This is a genomic window from Streptomyces sp. TLI_053 (assembly GCF_900105395.1).
GTDB lineage: Bacteria > Actinomycetota > Actinomycetes > Streptomycetales > Streptomycetaceae > Kitasatospora.
Genome location: NZ_LT629775.1, coordinates 2188812 through 2207934, shown reverse-complemented (window position 1 = coordinate 2207934; position 19123 = coordinate 2188812). Strand labels below are relative to the sequence as shown.

The 19123-nt window shown below is 73.2% G+C and carries 17 protein-coding genes and 1 tRNA gene; 14 read left to right on the top strand and 4 right to left on the bottom strand.

Annotation, left to right across the window (positions count from 1 at the left end):
- Positions 1-26 precede the first annotated feature (26 nt).
- A complete protein-coding gene (locus BLU95_RS08660) occupies positions 27-1031 on the top strand; it encodes a class I SAM-dependent methyltransferase (protein WP_093859475.1) in 1005 nt (334 codons plus the stop codon).
- Positions 1032-1043: 12 nt separating this feature from the next.
- On the opposite strand, the gene BLU95_RS08655 is transcribed toward BLU95_RS08660, so the two are convergent.
- From BLU95_RS08655 to BLU95_RS08645, 3 genes are all read right to left on the bottom strand, one after another.
- Positions 1044-1508 (bottom strand): very short patch repair endonuclease, encoded by a 465-nt coding sequence (locus BLU95_RS08655; protein WP_231978422.1) that lies wholly within the window; start codon positions 1506-1508, stop codon positions 1044-1046.
- A 93-nt stretch (positions 1509-1601) separates the two neighbouring features.
- Positions 1602-3299 (bottom strand): APC family permease, encoded by a 1698-nt coding sequence (locus BLU95_RS08650; protein WP_093859474.1) that lies wholly within the window; start codon positions 3297-3299, stop codon positions 1602-1604.
- Positions 3300-3603: 304 nt separating this feature from the next.
- A tRNA-Leu gene (locus BLU95_RS08645) sits at positions 3604-3691 on the bottom strand.
- Positions 3692-4072: 381 nt separating this feature from the next.
- Between BLU95_RS08645 and BLU95_RS08640 the strand changes: the two genes are divergently transcribed.
- Positions 4073-4534, top strand: a complete 462-nt coding sequence (locus tag BLU95_RS08640; protein WP_231978420.1) for an ATP-binding protein — start codon at positions 4073-4075, stop codon at positions 4532-4534.
- 111 nt (positions 4535-4645) lie between these two features.
- Here BLU95_RS08640 and idi read toward each other — a convergent pair whose 3' ends face one another.
- Positions 4646-5302 carry an isopentenyl-diphosphate Delta-isomerase gene (gene idi / locus BLU95_RS08635; protein WP_093859473.1) on the bottom strand — a complete coding sequence of 219 codons (657 nt, stop codon included), beginning with the start codon at positions 5300-5302 and terminating at the stop codon, positions 4646-4648.
- A gap of 349 nt (positions 5303-5651) precedes the next feature.
- Here idi and BLU95_RS08630 point away from each other — a divergent pair, with 349 nt between their 5' ends.
- The 12 genes from BLU95_RS08630 (at position 5652) to BLU95_RS08575 (ending at position 19122) form a co-directional block, all read left to right on the top strand.
- Complete coding sequence (locus tag BLU95_RS08630) at positions 5652-6407, top strand: phosphocholine cytidylyltransferase family protein (RefSeq protein ID WP_093859472.1); 756 nt, start codon at positions 5652-5654, stop codon at positions 6405-6407.
- Positions 6395-7468: an iron-containing alcohol dehydrogenase family protein gene (locus BLU95_RS08625; RefSeq protein WP_093859471.1), complete on the top strand. Its 1074-nt coding sequence runs from the start codon at positions 6395-6397 to the stop codon at positions 7466-7468. The genes BLU95_RS08630 and BLU95_RS08625 overlap by 13 nt, the downstream gene beginning before the upstream one ends.
- Before the next feature lie 88 nt (positions 7469-7556).
- Positions 7557-8294 (top strand): CDP-alcohol phosphatidyltransferase family protein, encoded by a 738-nt coding sequence (locus tag BLU95_RS08620; RefSeq protein WP_093864732.1) that lies wholly within the window; start codon positions 7557-7559, stop codon positions 8292-8294.
- A 125-nt stretch (positions 8295-8419) separates the two neighbouring features.
- Positions 8420-9265, top strand: a complete 846-nt coding sequence (locus tag BLU95_RS08615) for a glycosyltransferase family 2 protein (protein ID WP_093864731.1) — start codon at positions 8420-8422, stop codon at positions 9263-9265.
- Between the two features lie 167 nt (positions 9266-9432).
- Complete coding sequence (locus BLU95_RS08610) at positions 9433-10380, top strand: ABC transporter permease (RefSeq protein ID WP_093859470.1); 948 nt, start codon at positions 9433-9435, stop codon at positions 10378-10380.
- 61 nt (positions 10381-10441) lie between these two features.
- Complete coding sequence (locus tag BLU95_RS08605) at positions 10442-11218, top strand: ABC transporter ATP-binding protein (protein ID WP_093864730.1); 777 nt, start codon at positions 10442-10444, stop codon at positions 11216-11218.
- A gap of 279 nt (positions 11219-11497) precedes the next feature.
- Complete coding sequence (gene hpnC / locus BLU95_RS08600; protein ID WP_173862237.1) at positions 11498-12571, top strand: squalene synthase HpnC; 1074 nt, start codon at positions 11498-11500, stop codon at positions 12569-12571.
- Between the two features lie 41 nt (positions 12572-12612).
- A complete protein-coding gene (gene hpnD, locus BLU95_RS08595; RefSeq protein WP_051742930.1) occupies positions 12613-13470 on the top strand; it encodes a presqualene diphosphate synthase HpnD in 858 nt (285 codons plus the stop codon).
- Between the two features lie 166 nt (positions 13471-13636).
- Complete coding sequence (gene hpnE, locus BLU95_RS08590; RefSeq protein ID WP_093859468.1) at positions 13637-15073, top strand: hydroxysqualene dehydroxylase HpnE; 1437 nt, start codon at positions 13637-13639, stop codon at positions 15071-15073.
- A gap of 167 nt (positions 15074-15240) precedes the next feature.
- The gene (locus BLU95_RS08585) at positions 15241-16329 is read left to right on the top strand and encodes a polyprenyl synthetase family protein (protein ID WP_093864729.1); all 1089 of its coding nucleotides are present in this window, start codon (positions 15241-15243) and stop codon (positions 16327-16329) included.
- 151 nt (positions 16330-16480) lie between these two features.
- Positions 16481-18427 (top strand): squalene--hopene cyclase, encoded by a 1947-nt coding sequence (shc, locus tag BLU95_RS08580; RefSeq protein WP_231978705.1) that lies wholly within the window; start codon positions 16481-16483, stop codon positions 18425-18427.
- Positions 18424-19122: a 5'-methylthioadenosine/S-adenosylhomocysteine nucleosidase family protein gene (locus BLU95_RS08575; protein WP_093859467.1), complete on the top strand. Its 699-nt coding sequence runs from the start codon at positions 18424-18426 to the stop codon at positions 19120-19122. The genes shc and BLU95_RS08575 overlap by 4 nt, the downstream gene beginning before the upstream one ends.
- Position 19123: the final 1 nt, after the last annotated feature.

Genomic DNA, 19123 nt, shown 5'->3' with positions numbered 1-19123 from the left:
GTTCGTACCGTGTTAGGAGCCGCCTCGTGACCGACGCCGCCGCACTCAGTGCCGACCAGCAGCGACCTGCTGAACCGGGGGTGCTCGACGACGTACCCGGGTGGTTCTGGGACCAGGACCGGCACCTCTTCGACTGGTTCCTGGGCCGGCAGGAGAAGGCCGGCCGCTCCGGTGACCTCATGGAGATGGGCGCCTACCTGGGGCGCAGCGCGATCGTCATCGGCTCGCACCTCCAGCCGGGGGAGTCGTTCACGGTCTGCGACCTCTTCGACTCCGACGCCCCGGACGACGAGAACGCCGCCGAGATGGACATGTCCTACCGCCGGACGCTGACCCGCGCCGCCTTCGAGACCAACTACCTCGCCTTCAACGAGCGGCTGCCGGAGATCGTCCAGGCCCCGACCTCGACGCTGGGCGGCGGCCGGGTCGCGCCCGGCGCCTTCCGCTTCATCCACATCGACGCCTCGCACCTCTACGAGCACGTCGCCGAGGACATCCAGGTCGCCCGGACGGCGCTCGCCTCCGACGGCGTCGTGGTCCTGGACGACTACCGCTCCGCCCACACCCCGGGCGTCGCCGCCGCCACCTGGGAGGCCGTGTTCAACCACGGACTGCGGCCGATCGTGCTGACCGACAGCAAGTTCTACGGCACCTGGGGCGACCCGGAGCCCGCCCAGCTCGACCTGCTGGCCCGCCGGGGCACCCTGCCGCACTGCGACATCAGCAGCGAGACCGTCGACGGGCGCCGGCTGGTCCGGATCAGCGGCAGCGACGCGGGGGCCGAACCGTTCCGGGTCTCCCGCCACCACGCCCGGCTGGCCGCCGAGGCGGAGCGCCGCGCCGCCGAGCAGGTCGCCGACGATGCCTTCCGCGCCGCCGAGCGCGACCGCGAGACGGCCGACCGCGACCTCGCCGACCGCCGTGCCCGCGCCGCCGAACGCCGCCGCCCCGCCAACGTCGCCAAGCGCGCCGTCGGCGACCTCCTCCCCCCGGTCGTCACCTCCGCCATCCGCCGCGCCCGCCGCGGCTGACCGCCGGGGGCGTCAGGGAGCGTCGCCGGGGGCCGCCGTGTGCGCCACCGCCTCCGGCGGGGGAGCGTCCGGCCGCAGCCGGGTCCAGACCGTCCGGGCGATGGTGGCCGGGGGTTCGTGCTCCCAGAACCGCAGCACCGTCCAGCCGTCCTCGGCCAGGTGGCGGGTGGTGTCCAGGTCACGGGTGACGTTGCGGTCGAGTTTGGTGCGCCACCAGTCGGCGTTGGACTTCGGGCTGGTCGCGTGCTCGGGGCAGCCGTGCCAGAAGCAGCCGTCGAGGAAGACCGCGACCTTCGGGCCGGGGAACAGGATGTCGACGGTGCGCCGCGGCAGTCCGGGGACCTTGGCGTTCACGCGGTAGCGCAGGCCCCAGCGGAACAGCAGCCGCCGGACGGCCAGCTCCTGCGCGGTGTCGCGGGACGCCTGGCGGCTCATACGGGCCGCGACGGACGGGGAGGAAGCGGCGGGCGACGACATGCGACCCAGTATTCCGCGCCCCGCCGACAACGACGGAGGGGCGCCGCCCGGGGGATCCCGGGGCGGCGCCCCTCCTGCTGCCCGGTGCCGGGCTCAGCCGCGCGGTGCTCCGGCGGGTTCCGCGTCGGCGGTCCGTCCGGACCCGTCCTCGGCGCGCTCCGCCGCGGCGTCCTCGGCGAGCTCGAGCTTGACGGCGGCGAGGCTGGGGTTGGCCCAGGCGCTGCGGACGCCCCAGGCGTAGAAGGCGAGCGCGATCAGCGCGACGACCAGCAGGTCCCAGCCCTCGGGGAGGTAGCCCTCGCCGCCGAACTCGGTGGAGCCGGCCCAGGAGACGCCGGCCATCACGAACAGGTAGGCGACCATCCAGGCGCCGGCCTTGAGGTGCGGCTTCAGCTCGGCGAACGGCTTGCGCAGCTCGTACCAGGCCCAGATCGGCAGACCGGCGGCCATCAGCAGGATGACCTTGCCGGTGAGCGGCCAGCGGGCCCAGTAGAGGACGAGCGAGCCGAAGATCATGGCGATCGGGGCGATCACCGGCATCGCGCGCAGCCGGACCGGCCGGGGCAGCTCGGGGGCCAGGCGGCGCAGCGCCATCACCGCGACCGGTCCGGTGATGTAGGAGATCACGGTGGCCACCGAGACGATCTCGGCGAGCGAGCCCCAGCCGCGGAAGACCGCGAGGAAGCAGAAGGCGACGACCAGGTTGAGCACCAGCGCCGGGCGCGGGATGCCGGTCTTCGGGTCGACCCGGCCGAAGAGCTTCGGCAGGTGGCCGTTCTCCTGGACGCCGTGGATCATCCGGGAGGTGGTGGCGGCGTAGATCATGCCGGTGCCGCTGGGGGAGACGAAGGCGTCCGCGTACAGCAGCAGGGCGAGCCAGTTCAGGCCCCAGGCGATGGCCAGGTCGGCGAGCGGCGAGGTGTAGCCGAGGCCGCCCCAGCCGTTGGCCAGGTCGGCGGTCGGAACGGCGCCGAGGAAGGCGATCTGCAGCGCGACGTAGATCACCAGGGCGATCAGGATCGAGCCGATCACGGCCTTGGGCAGCGACTTGCCGGGGTCACGGGCCTCGCCGGCCAGGTTGAGCGGGGACTGGAAGCCGTTGAAGGCCCAGACGATGCCGGAGACGGCCACCGCGGTGAACACCGCGCTCCAGCCGTTCGGCGCGAAGCCGCCGTGGTCGGTGAAGTGCGCGGTGTCGAAGTGCGCCAGCAGCAGGGCGCCCGCGGTGAGGGTGGGGACGACGACCTTGAACACCGTGATCGCCGTGTTGGTCTTGGCGAACAGCGTGATCGCGAACCAGTTCAGCGCGAAGTAGACGAGCAGCAGCACACTGGCCAGGGCCACGCCGCTGACGGACAGCTCCTGTCCGTCGAAGAGGCCCTTGGCCCAGCCGAAGTCCCAGGAACTCATGTACTGCACCGAGGCGGTGGCCTCACCGGGGATGACCGAGACGATCGCGATCCAGTTGGCCCAGGCGGCCAGGTACCCGGCCAGCGAACCGTGCGAGTACTGGCCGTACCGGACCATGCCGCCGGCCTTGGGGAACATCGAGCCGAGCTCGCTGTAGGTGAGCGCGATGGTCAGGGCGACGGCCGCGCCGATCACCCAGGCGACGATCGAGGCCGGTCCGGCCAGCCGGGCGGCCCGCTCGGCCCCGAAGAGCCAGCCGGAGCCGATGATCGATCCGAGTCCGACCGCGGTGAGGCTGATGGTGCCGAGCGAGCGGCGGTAGTGCTGATGGGATGCCGTCTTCGACTCGGGCTCACTCACCGTATCGGTCCTCTGTCTCATCGTGTCACTTGGCTTTCCGGACAAACGGGAAGAGCCTAAGGGGCGAAATCGGGCGAAACCTCAGCTGGACCTCAGATTCACCGCAAAACACTCGATCGTTGCCATCTCGTGTCCGAACCTCTGACTTTCGGCGGGGGCGCGGAGACGACCGGCGGGGCGTGCGGGGAGCGCCTCCGAAGGGTGGCCCCGAGCGGGCACAAGGGTGCGGGCGCGCGGCGTGCCGGAGGGTGCGGGGCGTCGGGAGGGTGCGGGGGCAAAAAGAAATTCCCCGCAGGAACTCTTGCGAGTTCCTGCGGGGAATCGATGGTGTCCGAGGGGGGACTTGAACCCCCACGCCCGATAAAGGGCACTAGCACCTCAAGCTAGCGCGTCTGCCATTCCGCCACCCGGACGGGGTGTGTGCTTCGGGGGTTTTCTGCTCGCCCCCTCGGCGACAGAGAGAACATTACCAGGGTTTCGGAGTGCTTCTCACCTGCGTTTCCCCGGTCGGGATGGTGGGGGGCGGCGGTACGGATCGCTGGTGTGCGCGAACCGGTGGTTCAAGGACGGTAAACGGTCGAGTTGTGGTCGATGAACGATCGGTATCGCTCGGCTCTGGTCCGACACGGGCAAGTTGTCGACGGTGCCACAGCTCCGGGGGCGGCTCTCCTAGCCTCTGTGCACCGAGGGCGCCATGAGCGGAACGCCTGATTCCCGGGGTCGCGGACGAAGGGCGGCTGGACGTGGAGCGGATCAGCGAGGAAGAGACGGCGCCGACGGCGCCGGAGAAACGGGTGACCGCCGCGTCGGCAGTGGCGCGCGGCGGTCCTGTCGAGGGGGTGTGGCGCTTCACCGTGCCCGCCGAGCAGGCCTCGGTCCCGCGCACCCGGCACGCCGTGCGTGACCGGCTGCTGGCCCAGGGCATGGCGGAGATCCGCTACCAGGAACTGGTGGACGACCTGCTGCTGATCGTCTCGGAGCTGGTCGGCAACGCGGTGACCCATGCCGCCGAGCTGTCGCCGGAGGTGACCACCGAGCTGGTGGTGCGGTGCGGGTGGGTGCGGGTCTCGGTCGAGGACGGCGACCCGTACCGGCCGAAGGCCCTGGCGGCCGACACCGGACGGACCGGCGGGCGCGGGCTGCTGCTGGTGAAGAGCGTCACGCTGCAGGCCGGCGGAGTGTGCGACGTGGAGCAGGCGGGGCAGGGCGGCAAGGTGATCTGGGCCTCGCTGCCGCTCCCGCGCGAGGAGCCCTAGCGGACGGCGGCCCGGAGCGGGGCGGCCCGGAGCAGGCAGCCCGGAGCACGGCGGCCCCGGCGCGGGCCGTTCCCGGCGGGGCCGCCCCTCGGCGGCCCCGCCGGGCGCGGTCTACCAGTCCTTCCCGGCGATCTCGCGGATCCCCGGCAGCGCGGCCTCGAAGACGGTCCGGAACCACACCGAGAACGGCCGCTCCGCCTCCAGCTCGCGCAGCTCCTCGGCGGTCACGAAGGCGAAGTCGTCCACCTCGTCCGGGTTGGGCCGCACCGGCGCGGTGACCAGACCCACGAACAGGTGGTTCCACTCCCGCTCGATCAGGCCCGTGGCCTCGTCCGGCAGGTCGTAGCGGACCGTGCCCGCCTCGCAGAGCAGGGCCGGGGCGACACCCAGCTCCTCCGCGGTGCGGCGGGCGGCGGCCACGAACGGCGGCTCGTCGGGGTACGGGTGGCCGCAGCAGGTGTTCGACCAGACCCCGGGGGAGTGGTACTTGCCCAGGGCCCGCCGCTGGAGCAGCATCCGGCCCTGGCGGTCGAAGAGGAAGACCGAGAAGGCCCGGTGCAGCCGCCCGGGCTGCTGGTGCGCCCAGTGCTTCTCCGCGGTGCCGATGGTCACGCCCTCGTCGTCGACCAGCTCCAGCAGGATCTCCTCCGCAGTGCCGCCGGCGGCGTCCGCGGCGGCGTCGACGTCCGTCTCGACGTCGAGGCCGGTGTCGAGACCGGTGTCCAGCCCGGCGGGGGCGGTCGGATCGGTCGGAAGGCTCTGGGGCATGAGGCCTCTTTCGGCAGCTTCGGGAGCACGGGGCGCAACCACGGCACGCACCGGTGGCGTCGCGCCCCAGTCTGCCGTACGGGTGGCACGGGGGAGGGGCCCGACGCACAACCCGGCCGCCGGGGGCGCCCGGGGGCCCGGAACGGGCGTCGGATTAGCAGAACCGTTCGGAATGTGTTCGATGTGTGTTCGAGTGTCCGGCCGCGTTCTGGCAGGTAGTCGTGGTCGCCTACCATCACATAGGACACCGCGGCCGCATCTGGCGGCCCCGGCGCGCCACCGCCGGTGACCCGGAAGACTCCCGGGGCCGGGCGCGGCCGCGCTCAGCACGACGGATCAGGAGACCCGCATGATCGGCCTCGTTCTGGCAGCCGGCGCCGGCCGCCGGCTGCGCCCGTACACCGACACCCTGCCCAAGGCGCTGGTGCCGGTCGACGGTGAGCGGACCGTCCTGGACCTCACCCTCGGCAACTTCGCCGAGGTCGGCCTGCGCGAGGCGGCGATCGTCGTCGGCTACCGCAAGGAGGCGGTCGAGGAGCGCAAGGAGGCCCTGGAGCGGAAGTACGGCGTCAAGCTCACCCTGGTCGAGAACGACAAGGCCGAGGAGTGGAACAACGCCTACTCGCTCTGGTGCGCCCGTGAGCTCTTCACCGAGGGCCTGCTGCTCTGCAACGGCGACACCGTCCACCCCGCCTCGGTCCAGCGCACGATGCTGGAGGGCAACGCCCGGCTGACCGCCGAGGGCCGCGAGCCCGGCATCCTGCTCGCCCTCGACACGGTGAAGAAGCTCGCCGACGAGGAGATGAAGGTGGTCGTCGACCCGGCCGCCGGCATGCGCCGCATCACCAAGCTGATGGACCCGGCCGAGGCCACCGGCGAGTACATCGGCGTCACCGTGATCAACCCGGCCGCCGCCGCCGACCTCGCCGACGCGCTGCGCGCCACCTACGAGCGCGACCCGCAGCTGTACTACGAGGACGGCTACCAGGAGATGGTGAACCGCGGTCTGCGGATCGACGTCCAGCCGATCGGCGAGGTCTCCTGGGTCGAGGTCGACAACCACGACGACCTGGCGAAGGCGCGGGAGATCGCGTGCCAGTACTGACCAGGCTGGTGCCGTCGCCGCTCTTCGTGGAGATCCGGCCGGGCGCGCTGGACGCGCTCGGCGGCATCCTCGCCGACCAGCGGCTGTCCGCCTCGGGCCGGATCGCGGTGGCGATCAGCAACGGCTCGGGTTCGGTGCTGCGGGCCAGGCTCGAGCCGGCCCTGCCCGGCGCCGACTGGTACAGCGTGGCGGACGGCAGCCTCGACAGCGCGGTGCGGCTGGCGGACGAGATCCGCGGCGGTGTGCGCGGCGGCCACTACGACACCATCGTCGCCCTGGGCGGCGGCAAGATCATCGACGTGGCCAAGTACGCCGCCGCGCGCCTCGGCCTGCCGCTGGTCTCGGTCCCGACCAACCTGGCGCACGACGGCATCTGCTCGCCGGTCTCCACTCTCGACAACGACGCCGGGCGCGGCTCCTACGGAGTGCCGGGCCCGATCGGCATCGTGATCGACCTGGACGTGATCCAGGGCGCCCCGCCGCGCTTCGTCGCGGCCGGCATCGGCGACATCGTCTCCAACATCTCGGCCTGCGCCGACTGGGAGCTCTCGCACGCCGAGACCGGTGAACCGGTGGACGGACTGGCCGTCGCGATGGCCCGTTCGGCGGGCGAGAACCTGCTGCGGCACCCAGGAAACCTTCAGGAACAGGGCTTCCTCACCGCCCTCGCGGAGGCACTGGTACTGTCCGGCATCGCGATGAACATCGCGGGCAGCACCCGTCCCTCGTCGGGGGCCTGCCACGAGATCTCGCATGCCCTGGACGTGCTGTATCCCAAGCGGTCCGCCCAGCACGGCGAACAGGTCGGCCTCGGCGCCGCCTTCGCCAGCTTCCTGCGGGGCGAGCGCGAGCTGACCGGTCTGATCGTGGAGCGCCTGGCGCACCACGGGCTGCCGGTGACCGCCGCTCAGATCGGCTTCACCGAGGCGGAGTTCACCGAGGCGGTGCACTACGCTCCGAATACCCGGCCGGGCCGTTTCACCATCCTCGAACACCTCGACCTCTCCCCTTCCGCAATCAGGGACGCGTACGCCGACTATGTCCAAGCCGTCAACAGCTGACCGTTCCGCCGCCGGGTCCACGCCGCCGGTCGACCTGACCCGCCGCCCCTCGATCGAGGAACTGCGCGCGGTCATCCACCCGGAGGGCATGCTCCAGCGCCGCAGTGCCGAGCACTGGGCCGGCCGCCTCTACATGCGGCGGATCTCGCTGCGGATCACCCGGGTGCTCTCCACGGTCACGGTGATCACGCCCAACGGCCTGACCTACCTGATGATGCTCACCGGCATCCTGGCCGGCGCCGCGCTGATCGTCCCCGGGATCGCCGGCGCGGTGCTGGCCGCCGTGCTGATCCAGCTCTACCTGCTGCTGGACTGCGTGGACGGCGAGGTCGCCCGCTGGCGCCGGCAGACCTCGCTCACCGGCGTCTACCTGGACCGGGTCGGTCACTACATGTCCGAAGCGGCCCTGCTGACCGGCCTGGGCCTGCGCGCCACCGACCTGCTGCACCGCGAGGGCGGCACCGCGCAGTGGGAGTGGGCCTTCCTCGGCACCCTGGCCGCGCTCGGCGCGATCCTGATCAAGTCGGAGACCGACCTGGTCGACGTGGCCCGGGCCCGCAGCGGCCTGACGGCGGTCGAGGACAGCGCCTCGGTGCCGCGCTCGGCCGGTGTCGCCAAGGCCCGCCGGGTGGCCTCGCTCCTCAAGTTCCACCGGCTGGTCGGCGCGGTCGAGGCCTCGCTGTTCATCCTCGCCGCCGGCGTCGCCGACCTGGTGCACGGGGGCCTCTTCTTCACCCGGATCGCCGTGGTCGTCCTGGCCGCGATCGCGATGCTGCAGACCGTGCTGCACCTGCTGAGCATCGTCCTGTCGAGCAGGCTCCGGTGAGCGGCGTGACGGAGCCGGGCGCGACGGAGAAGGCGGCCGACGCCGCCGCGAGCACCGCCGCGAGCACCGCCGCCACCGCCGCCACCGGTGCCGACGCCTTCCGGCTCGGCGCGGTGATCATCACCATGGGCAACCGCCCGGACGAGCTGACCGCCCTGATCGAGTCGGTCCGCGCCCAGCAGGGCCCGGCCGTCGAGCTGGCCGTGGTCGCCAACGGCGCCCCGCTGCCGCCGCTGCCGTCCGGCGTGCGCTCCGTCGAGCTGCCGGAGAACCTCGGCATCCCGGGCGGCCGCAACGTCGGCATCGAGCTGTTCGGCCGCGACGGCCGGGACGTCGACGCGGTGCTGTTCCTGGACGACGACGGCCGGCTGCCCGGCACCGACTCGGCCCGGCTGCTGCGCGAGGCCTTCACCGCCGACCCGGAGCTCGGCATCGTGAGCTTCCGGATCGCCGACCCGGAGACCGGCGTCACCCAGCGCAGGCACGTCCCCCGGCTGCGCGCCAGCGACCCGCTGCACTCCTCCCGGGTGACCACCTTCCTCGGCGGGGCGAGCGCGGTGCGCTGCGCGGTGTTCGAGAACGCCGGCCAGCTGCCCGCCGAGTTCTTCTACGCCCACGAGGAGACCGACCTCGCCTGGCGCGCGCTGGACGCGGGCTGGGCCATCGACTACCGGGCCGATGTGGTGCTGCACCACCCCACCACCTCGCCCGCCCGGCACGCCTCGTACTTCCACAACGTGGCCCGGAACAGGGTCTGGCTCGCCAGACGGAACCTTCCGGCCCCGTTGGTACCTCTATACCTGGGAACCTGGTTCCTGCTGACGCTGGCCCGCCGACCCTCCCCGGAGGCGTTCAAGGCCTGGCTGGGCGGGTTCCGGGCGGGCTGGCGCGAACCCTGCGGTACGCGGCGGCCCATGCGATGGCGTACCGTTTGGCGACTGACCAGGCTGGGCCGACCGCCGGTCATCTGATCCGTCCGGTGACCGTCCGGTGACTTCCGGTGACCGGACGACAGGTCGGTCGTCGGGCCGGTGACCACACACCGGCCGCACTCCCCCCGAGATCCGAGTGGATCCCCATCGGCGCAAGGCCGGCGGACCCCCGTCGACCGGCCCGCCCCGACGATCCCGCGTGAAGGATGAATGTGTCGACAGTGAGTGAACCCGTCAGCCTCTCAGCCCCGAGGGGGGCGGACGCGGGCCTGACCCCCAAGCAGCTCGCGGACAAGTACGGCCTGACGGTGAGCGGCAGAAGGCCCGGCCTGGTCGCCTACTCCAAGCAGCTCTGGGCCCGGCGTCACTTCATCTGGGCCTTCGCCACCGCGCGCCTGGTGGCCCAGTACACCGACGCCAAGCTCGGTCAGCTCTGGCAGGTCGTGACCCCGCTGCTGAACTGCGCGGTGTTCTACCTGGTCTTCGGTGTGATCCTGAAGAGCAAGGACAACTTCCCCGAGGGCACGTACACCGCCTGGCTCTGCATCGGTGTCTTCGTCTTCCAGTTCACCCAGAACGCGGTGCAGTCGGGCACCCGGGCGATCGCGGACAACCTCGGGCTGATCCGGGCGCTGCACTTCCCCCGTGCCTCGCTGCCCATCGCCTTCACCGTGATCCAGCTCCAGCAGCTGCTGATCTCGATGGTCGTGCTGGTCGGCGTCGTGCTGGCGAGCGGGATCGAGATGGGTCGCACCTGGGTCCTGGTGATCCCGGCCCTGCTGCTGCAGTCGGCGTTCAACACCGGTGTGGCCCTGATGATGGCCCGGATCGGCTCCAAGACCAGCGACATCTCCCAGCTGATCCCGTTCGCGATGCGGGCCTGGATGTTCCTGTCCGGCGTGATGTTCAGCATCCAGGACAAGATCAGCACCTGGCCGGAGTTCTGGCAGAAGGTGATGCAGCTCAACCCGGCCTCGGTCTACATGGACCTGGTCCGGCACGCCTTCGCCCCGGTCATCTACAACAAGCACCTCCCCGCGCACCAGGACTTCCCGCCGCACCAGTGGAAGTACGCGATCGCCTGGGCAGTCGGTATGTTCGTCGTCGGATACGTCTTCTTCTGGAAGGCTGAGGAGGAGTACGGCCGTGGCTGACACCGATGTTCGAGGGGCCGACCTGCGCAAGGACCTGGACGACGCCGTCCCCCGCCGCAAGGTGTTCGACGCCGACGTGGCCCGGGACCCCACCGTCGTGGTCGACGACGTGCACATCGTCTACCGGGTGCACGGGGCCGGCTCCGGCAAGGGCAGCGCCACCTCGGCGCTGAGCCGGATCATCAGCCGCAAGCGGGCGTCCGGCGTCCGCGAGGTGCACGCGGTGAAGGGCGTGAGCTTCACCGCGTACAAGGGCGAGGCGATCGGCCTGATCGGCTCCAACGGCTCCGGCAAGTCCACCATGCTGGCAGCCATCGCCGGTCTGCTGCCGACCGAGAAGGGCGGCATCTACACCAACGGCCAGCCCTCGCTGCTCGGTGTCAACGCCGCGCTGATGAACGAGCTGACCGGTGAGCGCAACGTCGTCCTCGGCTGCCTCGCCATGGGCATGACGCCGGCCGACGTGCGCCGTCGCTACCAGGACATCGTCGAGTTCTCGGGCATCAACGAGAAGGGCGACTTCATCTCGCTGCCGATGCGCACCTACTCCTCCGGCATGGGTGCCCGGCTGCGGTTCGCGATCGCCGCCGCCAAGACCCACGACGTGCTGCTCATCGACGAGGCGCTGGCCACCGGTGACCAGGCCTTCCAGGCCCGCAGCAAGAAGCGGATCGAGGAGCTGCGCGCCGAGGCCGGTACGGTCTTCCTGGTCAGCCACGACAACGCGTCGATCCGCGAGACCTGCGAGCGGACCATCTGGATCGAGGCCGGCGAGCTGGTCATGGACGGGCCGACCGAGGAGGTCGTCCGCGCCTACGAGCGCGGCGAGCGCCCGTAGCACCGCACCCGGTCCGTGCGACGGGGCCGGCCCCGGGAGGAGACCCGGGGCCGGCCCCTGTCCGTTCGCGCGTCCCCGCCCGGACCCGGTCGTGCCCCGGGTGGCCCGCCCCCGCCCGGGTGAGCGCCCCGTGCGCCGGGTGAGGCGCTCTTCTCCGGCGCGGGCGTCGGTGTCAGGCTGTAGGCACGGGGGTGGTGTGCCGGACGTGACTCCCGTGATCGGACGCGTGTCCGACTCGGGCCGATCACTTGAGCGGTGTAGAACGGGGGAGTGACAGCAGTGTCGGCTTCGGCCCAGCCCAGTAGTGAGTCCCCGCCCGGAGGCGGCCGCCCGGAACCCGGCCCCGCGGGGGCGGCGACCCTGGCGAAGGCGAGCGCGGAGAACTTCCCGGTCGCCCCGTTCTTCCTGCCCGCCGCGTGGCGCGACGACCTCATGACGGTCTACGGCTTCTGCCGGCTGGTGGACGACGCCGGCGACGGCGACCTCGCCGATCCGGCCGGCACCGCCGCACTGCTCGGCGTCCCCGCGCCGCCGGAGCCGTCCGCGCCGCCGGAGCCCTCGGGGGCCTCGGGGCCCTCGGAGGCCCCCGGACTCACCCCTTCGGCCCAGTCCGGCCCGCCCGCTCCCGACCTGCCCTCCCCGGCCGAGACGGCGTTCCGCCTCGCCCTGCTCGACGGCCTGGACCACGACCTCGACCGGGTCTTCGAAGCCGCCCTCGACCCCGCCCGCGGCGAGGCCCCCCGGCACCCGCTGCTGCGCCCGCTGGTCCCGCTGGTCGACCGGCACGGGCTCACCCCGGAGCCGTTCCGGCGGCTGATCGAGGCCAACCGGGTCGACCAGACCACCACCCGCTACCGGGACTACGACGAGCTCATCGCCTACTGCACGCTGTCCGCCGACCCGGTCGGCCGCCTGGTGCTGGCCCTCGCCGGCTTCGCCACCCCCGAGCGGATCGCGATGTCGGACGACATCTGCCGGGCCCTGCAGATCGTCGAGCACCTCCAGGACGTCGCGGAGGACCTCGCCCGGGGCCGGATCTACCTGCCGGCCGAGGACCTCGAACGCTTCGGCGTCACCGAGGCCGACCTCGCCGCCCCGAGCGCCGGGGCACCCGTCCGCGAGCTGATCCGCTTCGAGGCGGACCGTGCCCGCACCCTGCTCGACCGAGGTGCGCCATTGGTAGGTACGGTTCGGGGGAGGCTTCGACTGCTCCTCGCGGGATTCACCGCGGGCGGGTACGCGGCCCTGGCGGCCGTCGAGGACGCCGGGTACGACGTGCTCGCCCAGCAGGCGAAGCCGGACAAGCGCCGCCTCGCAGCGAAGGCGGCGGCCATCTTCGCGAAGGGAAGGTGAACGCCCGCGTGGCGGCATCACCACTGGCGTCGGCTCCGGTCATGGCGGCCTACCGGTACTGCGAGGCAGTGACCGGACTGCAGGCCCGCAACTTCAGCTACGGCATCAGGCTGCTGCCCGAGCCGAAGCGGCTGGCCATGTCGGCCCTGTACGCGCTGGCGCGCCGGGTGGACGACATCGGCGACGGCGAGCTCCCGGCCGACCGCAAGGCGGAAGCGCTGCTGCGCACCCGCGAACTGCTCGACGAGATCCGGGCCGGCTCCGTCGCGGAGGACGACACCGACCCGATCAAGGTCGCGCTCGCGGACAGTGCCCGGCGCTTCCCGATCGACCTCGGCGGCTTCGACGAGCTGATCGACGGCGTCGAGATGGACCTCAAGGGCGCCGAGTACCAGACCTACGAGGAGCTCAAGGTCTACTGCCGGTGCGTCGCCGGGGCCATCGGCCGGCTGTCGCTCGGCGTCTACGGCTGCGACGACCCCGAGCGCGGCGCCCGGTACGCCGACACCCTGGGGCTCGCGCTCCAGCTCACCAACATCCTGCGCGACCTGCGCGAGGACGCCCTCAACGGCCGCACCTACCTGCCGATGGAGGACCTCGTCCGGTTCGGCTGCCAGGAGGGCTTCGCCCGGCCCAGGCCCCCGGTCGGGGCCGACTTCGCCGGGCTGGTGTCGTTCGAGGCGGCCCGCGCCCAGGCGGCCTTCGAGGAGGGCCTGCGGCTGCTGCCGATGCTCGACCGCCGCAGCCGGGCCTGCACCGCCGCCATGGCGGGCATCTACCACCGGCTGCTCGGCCGGATCGCCGCCGACCCCGAGTCGGTGCTGCGCGGCCGGGTGTCGCTGCCGGGCTGGGAGAAGGCGTACGTGGCGCTTTCCGGGCTCGCCGGGGGGCGTTCTTGATTCTTGCCACAGTTCTGTCACGCTGTGTCAGCGGGGAATCACTTATGGGTAGAGCCCTGTTGACCGTTGGGTCGGGCCCGGCCGCACGGACCGCGGACCCGACGGCACTGACCACGGGCGCTCCGGTCACGACCGGACCGGGCGCCGGACGCGAGGGGGAGGTCGGATGACCGGGCGAGCCGACGCCGCGCGCCCGGCCGCCGTCGTGGTCGGCGGCGGCCTCGCGGGCATCACCGCCGCGCTGCGGCTGGCGGAGGCGGGCCACCGGGTCACCCTCGCCGAGGGCCGGCCCCGCCTCGGCGGCCTGGCCTTCTCCTTCCGGCGCGGGGAGCTGACCGTCGACAACGGCCAGCACGTGTACCTGCGCTGCTGCACCGCCTACCGCGGCCTGCTGGAGCGCCTCGGCGCCAACCGGCTGGTCCACCTCCAGGAGCGGCTGGACGTGCCCGTCCTGGGCGTCTCCGGGCCCGCCGACGCGCCGGTCCGCACCCTGGGCCGGCTCGGACGCGCCGCGCTGCCGGTGCCGCTGCACCTCGCCGGCAGCCTGGCCCGCTACCCGCACCTCGGTCCGGCCGACCGGGCCCGGGTGGTGCGCGGCGCGCTCGCACTGCGCCGCCTCGACCTCGCCGACCCGGCCCTGGACGCCGTCTCCTTCGGCGACTGGCTGCGCCGGCAGGGCCAGAACGAGCGGACCGTCGCCGCGCTGTGGGACCTCGTCGGCGTGGCCACCCTGAACGCCAGGGCCGACCGGGTCTCGCTGGCCCTGGCCGCGATGGTGTTCAAGACCGGGCTGCTCTCCGACCCCGGGGCCTCCGACATCGGCACGGCCACCGTCCCGCTCGGCGACATCCACCACGACCGGGCGCTCGCCGAGCTGGAGCGGGCCGGCGTCAAGGTGCTGCTGCGGGCCCGGGTGAGCGAGCTCAAACCGGCCGTCCCGCAGCACACCGTCCGGCTGGAGGGCGGCGGCGAGCCGCTCACCGCCGAGACGGTGGTCCTGGCCGGCGCCCAGGACACCGCACTGGAGCTGCTGCCGCCCGACGCGCTGGCCCACCAGGAGCGGCTCGCCGACTTCGGCACCTCGCCGATCCTCAACGTCCACGTGGTCTACGACCGCAAGGTGCTGCGCCGGCCGTTCTTCGCCGCGCTCGGCTCGCCCGTGCAGTGGGTCTTCGACCGCACCGCGCACTCCGGGCTGGCCGGCACCTCGCTCGGCGCGGCCCACCCCGGTGCCCAGTACCTGGCGCTCTCGCAGTCCGCCGTGGAGGACGAGATCGACCTGCCGGTCGCCGAACTGCGCCGCCGGTACCTGCCCGAGCTGGCCCGGTTGCTGCCCGCCGCCGGCGGGGCCGAGGTGCTGGACTTCTTCGTCACCCGCGAGCGGACCGCCACCTTCGACCCGGCTCCGGGCACCGCCGCGTTGCGCCCCGGCCCGCGCACCGCCGTCCCCGGCCTGCTGCTGGCCGGCGCGTGGACGGCCACCGGCTGGCCCGCGACCATGGAGGGGGCCGTGCGCAGCGGTCACGCCGCCGCCGACGAGGTACCGGCCGCCGACGGCCGCCCCCGGCCGGCCGACCGCGGCGACGGGAGGTGGCCGAGGTGACCGGCACCGCGTTCGCCGGGGACCTCGGCGAGCCCGCCAGAGCGGGTGCCCACCCGCCCGGCCCCGGCGCAGCCACCGCCACCGGCCGCGCCGAGCCCGGCCGCACCATCACCGCCAGCCTCGGGCCGTCCCACGCGGCCAGGCACCACCAGGGAGAGGGAACGTACGTGGAGTCACGCACCGGCACCGTCGGCGGAGGCACGGCACATGCCGGACCGGTCTCGGTGCCGGAACTGCTCAACCGCACCCGCGCGCTCTGCACCCCGCCGCTGAGGGCCGCCGTCGCCCGACTGGCCGCACCCATGGACACCGTCGCGGCGTACCACTTCGGCTGGATCGACCGGGACGGCACGCCGGTCGCGGGGGACGGCGGCAAGGCCGTGCGCCCCACCCTGGCGCTGCTCTCGGCCCAGGCCGCCGGTGCCCCGGCGGAGGCCGGGGTGCCCGGTGGGGTCGCTGTTGAACTGGTGCACAACTTCTCCCTGCTCCATGATGATCTGATGGACGGTGACGAGACCCGGCGCCACCGGGCCACCGCCTGGACGGTCTTCGGTCCGGCCCAGGCGATCCTGGTCGGTGACGCCCTGGCCACGCTCGGTACGGAGGTGCTGCTCGACGCCGCGACCGCGGGCGGCGCGAGCCCCACCGACGCCGCGCGTGCCGTCCGGCTGCTCAACACCGCCAGCCGTCGGCTGATCGACGGGCAGGCGATGGATGTCGCCTTCGAGCAGCGGGACACCGTCACCGTCGCCGAGTGCCTGGAGATGGAGGGCGGCAAGACCGCCGCCCTGCTCTCCGCCGGCGCCGCGCTCGGCGCCGTCCTGGCCGGGGCCGACGACCGGGTCTCGGACTCGCTCCAGCGCTTCGGCGACCACCTCGGCCTGGCCTTCCAGGCGGTGGACGACCTGCTCGGCATCTGGGGCGCCACCGAGGTCACCGGCAAGCCGCACTGGGGCGACCTGCGCCAGCGCAAGAAGTCCCTGCCGGTCGCCGCGGCGCTCGCCGAGGGCGGTCCCGCCTCCCGCGAACTGGCCGAACAGCTCGCCGACCCCAAGGGGCGCGGCGAGGAGAGCGAGACCGAGCTGGCCGCCCGCGCCCTGCTGATCGAGCAGGCCGGCGGCCGCGCCTGGACCCAGGAGGAGGCCCGCCGCCAGCACACGACTGCCCTCGCCGCTCTGGACGAGGTGCCCATGCCCGATGTGGTGCGCGAGCACTTCGTCGCACTCGCCGAATTCGTGGTGGTACGAGAGAGGTGACGTTACGTTGACAGCAACCGCGGACGGCCGGCTCGACCCTGAGTACGATCCCGAGCCGGTCGCGGTGGGCGGCCTCGCCCCGGCGCTGCTGGGCGCCGGGGAGTGGCAGCCCGAGGGGGCCGCCGCCGCGTCGGCCGACCGGACCGAGCAAGTGCAGAACGGGGCCGCCTCCGCCGAGGAGGCACTGGCCCGCGCCACCACCCACCTGCTCTCCCTGCAGAGTTCGGAGGGGTGGTGGAAGGGCGATCTGGAGACCAACGTCACCATGGACGCCGAGGACTTACTGCTCCGGCAGTTCCTCGGGATCCGGACCGAGGAGCAGACCAAGGCCACCGCCGAATGGATCCGCTCCCACCAGCGCGAGGACGGCACCTGGTCCACCTTCCACGGCGGACCGGCCGAGCTGTCCACCACCGTCGAGGCGTACGTCGCCCTCAAGCTCGCGGGCGACGATCCGGGCGACCCGCACATGATGGCCGCCGCGCGCTGGATCCGGTCCGCCGGCGGGATCGCCGCCGCCCGGGTGTTCACCCGGATCTGGCTCGCGCTGTTCGGCTGGTGGCCGTGGGAACGGCTGCCGGAGATGCCGCCCGAGATCATGTTCCTGCCGAGGTGGCTGCCCCTCAACATCTACGCCTTCGGCTGCTGGGCCCGGCAGACCATCGTCCCGCTGACCGTCGTCTCCGCGCACCGGCCGGTACGCCCGGCGCCCTTCGCGCTCACCGAGCTGCACACCGACCCGGACGACCCCTTCCCCGTCCGGCCGCTCGCCCCGGCCACCAGCTGGGACGGCCTGTTCGAACGCCTGGACAAGGCCCTGCACGCCTACCACCACCGCGCCCTGCGCCCGCTGCGCAGGCTCGCCGTCTCCCAGGCCTGCCGCTGGATCGTCGAACGCCAGGAGGCCGACGGCTGCTGGGGCGGCATCCAGCCGCCCGCCGTCTACTCGCTGATCGCCCTGCACCTGGAGGGCTACGAGCTCGACCACCCCGTGATGCGGGCCGGACTCGCCTCCTTCGACCGCTTCACCGTGCACACCCCGGACGGCCGGCGCTGGATGGAGGCCTGCCAGTCACCGGTCTGGGACACCTGCCTGGCCACCGTCGCCCTGGTCGACGCCGGACTCCCGGCCGACCACCCCGCACTGGTCTCCGCCGTCGACTGGATGCTCGGCGAGGAGATCACCAAGCGCGGCGACTGGTCCGTCCAGCGGCCCTCGCTCGCCCCCGGCGGCTGGGCGTTCGAGTTCGAGAACGACACCTACCCCGACATCGACGACACCGCCGAGGTGGTGCTGGCGCTGTGCCGGGTCGCCCACCCGGACCCGGCCAAGGTCGCCGGATCCGTCGACCGGGGCGTGCGGTGGAACCTCGGCATGCAGTCCAAGAACGGCGCCTGGGGCGCCTTCGACGTCGACAACACCAGCACCCTGGCGAACAAGCTGCCGTTCTGCGACTTCGGCGAGGTCGTCGACCCGCCGTCGGCGGACGTCACCGCCCACGTCGTGGAGATGCTGGCCGAGGTCGGCAAGGCCCGTGACCCGCGCACCCGGCGCGGCGTCGAGTGGCTGCTGCGCAACCAGGAGGCGGACGGCTCCTGGTTCGGCCGCTGGGGCACCAACTACATCTACGGCACCGGCTCGGTGCTCCCCGCCCTGGTCGCCGTCGGTGTGCCCACCGAGCACCCGGCGATCCGCCGCGCGGTCCGCTGGCTGGAGGACCGCCAGAACACCGACGGCGGATGGGGCGAGGACATGCGCTCCTACGAGGACCCGGCGCGCTGGGCCGGGCGCGGCGAGTCCACCGCCTCGCAGACCGCCTGGGCGCTGATGGCGCTGCTGGCGGCCGGCGAGGGACCGGACGGCCGGGCCAACCCCGCCGTCGAGCGCGGCGTCGACTGGCTGGTCCGCACCCAGCTGCCCGAGGGCACCTGGGACGAGCCCCAGTTCACCGGAACCGGCTTCCCGTGGGACTTCTCCATCAACTACCACCTGTACCGGCTGGTCTTCCCGGTCACCGCGCTCGGCCGCTACCTGCACGGCGGTCCCGCGGCCGGGCGGCCGGCCTCCGGTACCCCGCAGATCGGGGCGTCCCGGTGACCGCTGCCCCGCTGCTGGTCCTCTGCGCGCTCGGCCCCGAGGTGTGGGCCCTGCGCGGCGGGGACTGGCGCGGCGCGGCCGGCGGCCCACCCGTCGTGGTGCGGACCGGCGTCGGCCGGCGGCGGGCCTCGCTCGCCGTCAGACGGCTGCTGACCGCCGCCCCCGGCGGCTACGGGGCGCTCGTGGTGGCCGGCTTCGGCGCCTCGGTCGCCCCGGGCATCACGCCCGGCGACGTGATCGTCGCGGACGGGGTCCGCGACGCCGAGGGCAACCACTTCGCCGTCGGCTCGGGACCCGGGCTCGCCCGGGCCCTGACCGCGCGCGGCCTGACCGCGCACACGGGCGTGCACCACACCGCCGACCACGTGGTGCGCGGCCTGGAACGGCGTGCCCTGCACCTGCAGGGCGCGCTCGCCGTCGACATGGAGGCCGCCGCCGTGCTGGCGGCCCTCAGCGAGCTGCGGCCCGGCCTGCCCGCGGCCGTACTGCGGGTCGTCGTCGACACCCCCGAGCGGGAACTGCTGCGCCCGGGGACCCTGCCGGCCGGCGTCCGCGCCTGGCGGACGCTGCGCGCCACGGTGCCCGCCCTGGTCGACTGGCACCTGCGGAACGACCGGGCGGGCCGGGACCGGCCCTCGCCCGCCACTCTCGACCACCACCCCACATCCTCGACGCTCCCCCAGGAGGCGAGCTAGC

Bases quoted from the DNA above. Each gene is read 5' to 3' on its own strand.
- BLU95_RS08655 (WP_231978422.1), bottom strand. From the start codon at position 1,508: ATGTCGTCGCCCGCCGCTTCCTCCCCGTCCGTCGCGGCCCGTATGAGC.
- BLU95_RS08650 (WP_093859474.1), bottom strand. From the start codon at position 3,299: ATGAGACAGAGGACCGATACGGTGAGTGAGCCCGAGTCGAAGACGGCA.
- idi (WP_093859473.1), bottom strand. From the start codon at position 5,302: ATGCCCCAGAGCCTTCCGACCGATCCGACCGCCCCCGCCGGGCTGGAC.
- BLU95_RS08630 (WP_093859472.1), top strand. From the start codon at position 5,652: ATGATCGGCCTCGTTCTGGCAGCCGGCGCCGGCCGCCGGCTGCGCCCG.
- BLU95_RS08620 (WP_093864732.1), top strand. From the start codon at position 7,557: ATGCTCCAGCGCCGCAGTGCCGAGCACTGGGCCGGCCGCCTCTACATG.
- BLU95_RS08615 (WP_093864731.1), top strand. From the start codon at position 8,420: ATGGGCAACCGCCCGGACGAGCTGACCGCCCTGATCGAGTCGGTCCGC.
- BLU95_RS08610 (WP_093859470.1), top strand. From the start codon at position 9,433: ATGAATGTGTCGACAGTGAGTGAACCCGTCAGCCTCTCAGCCCCGAGG.
- hpnD (WP_051742930.1), top strand. From the start codon at position 12,613: ATGGCGGCCTACCGGTACTGCGAGGCAGTGACCGGACTGCAGGCCCGC.
- hpnE (WP_093859468.1), top strand. From the start codon at position 13,637: ATGACCGGGCGAGCCGACGCCGCGCGCCCGGCCGCCGTCGTGGTCGGC.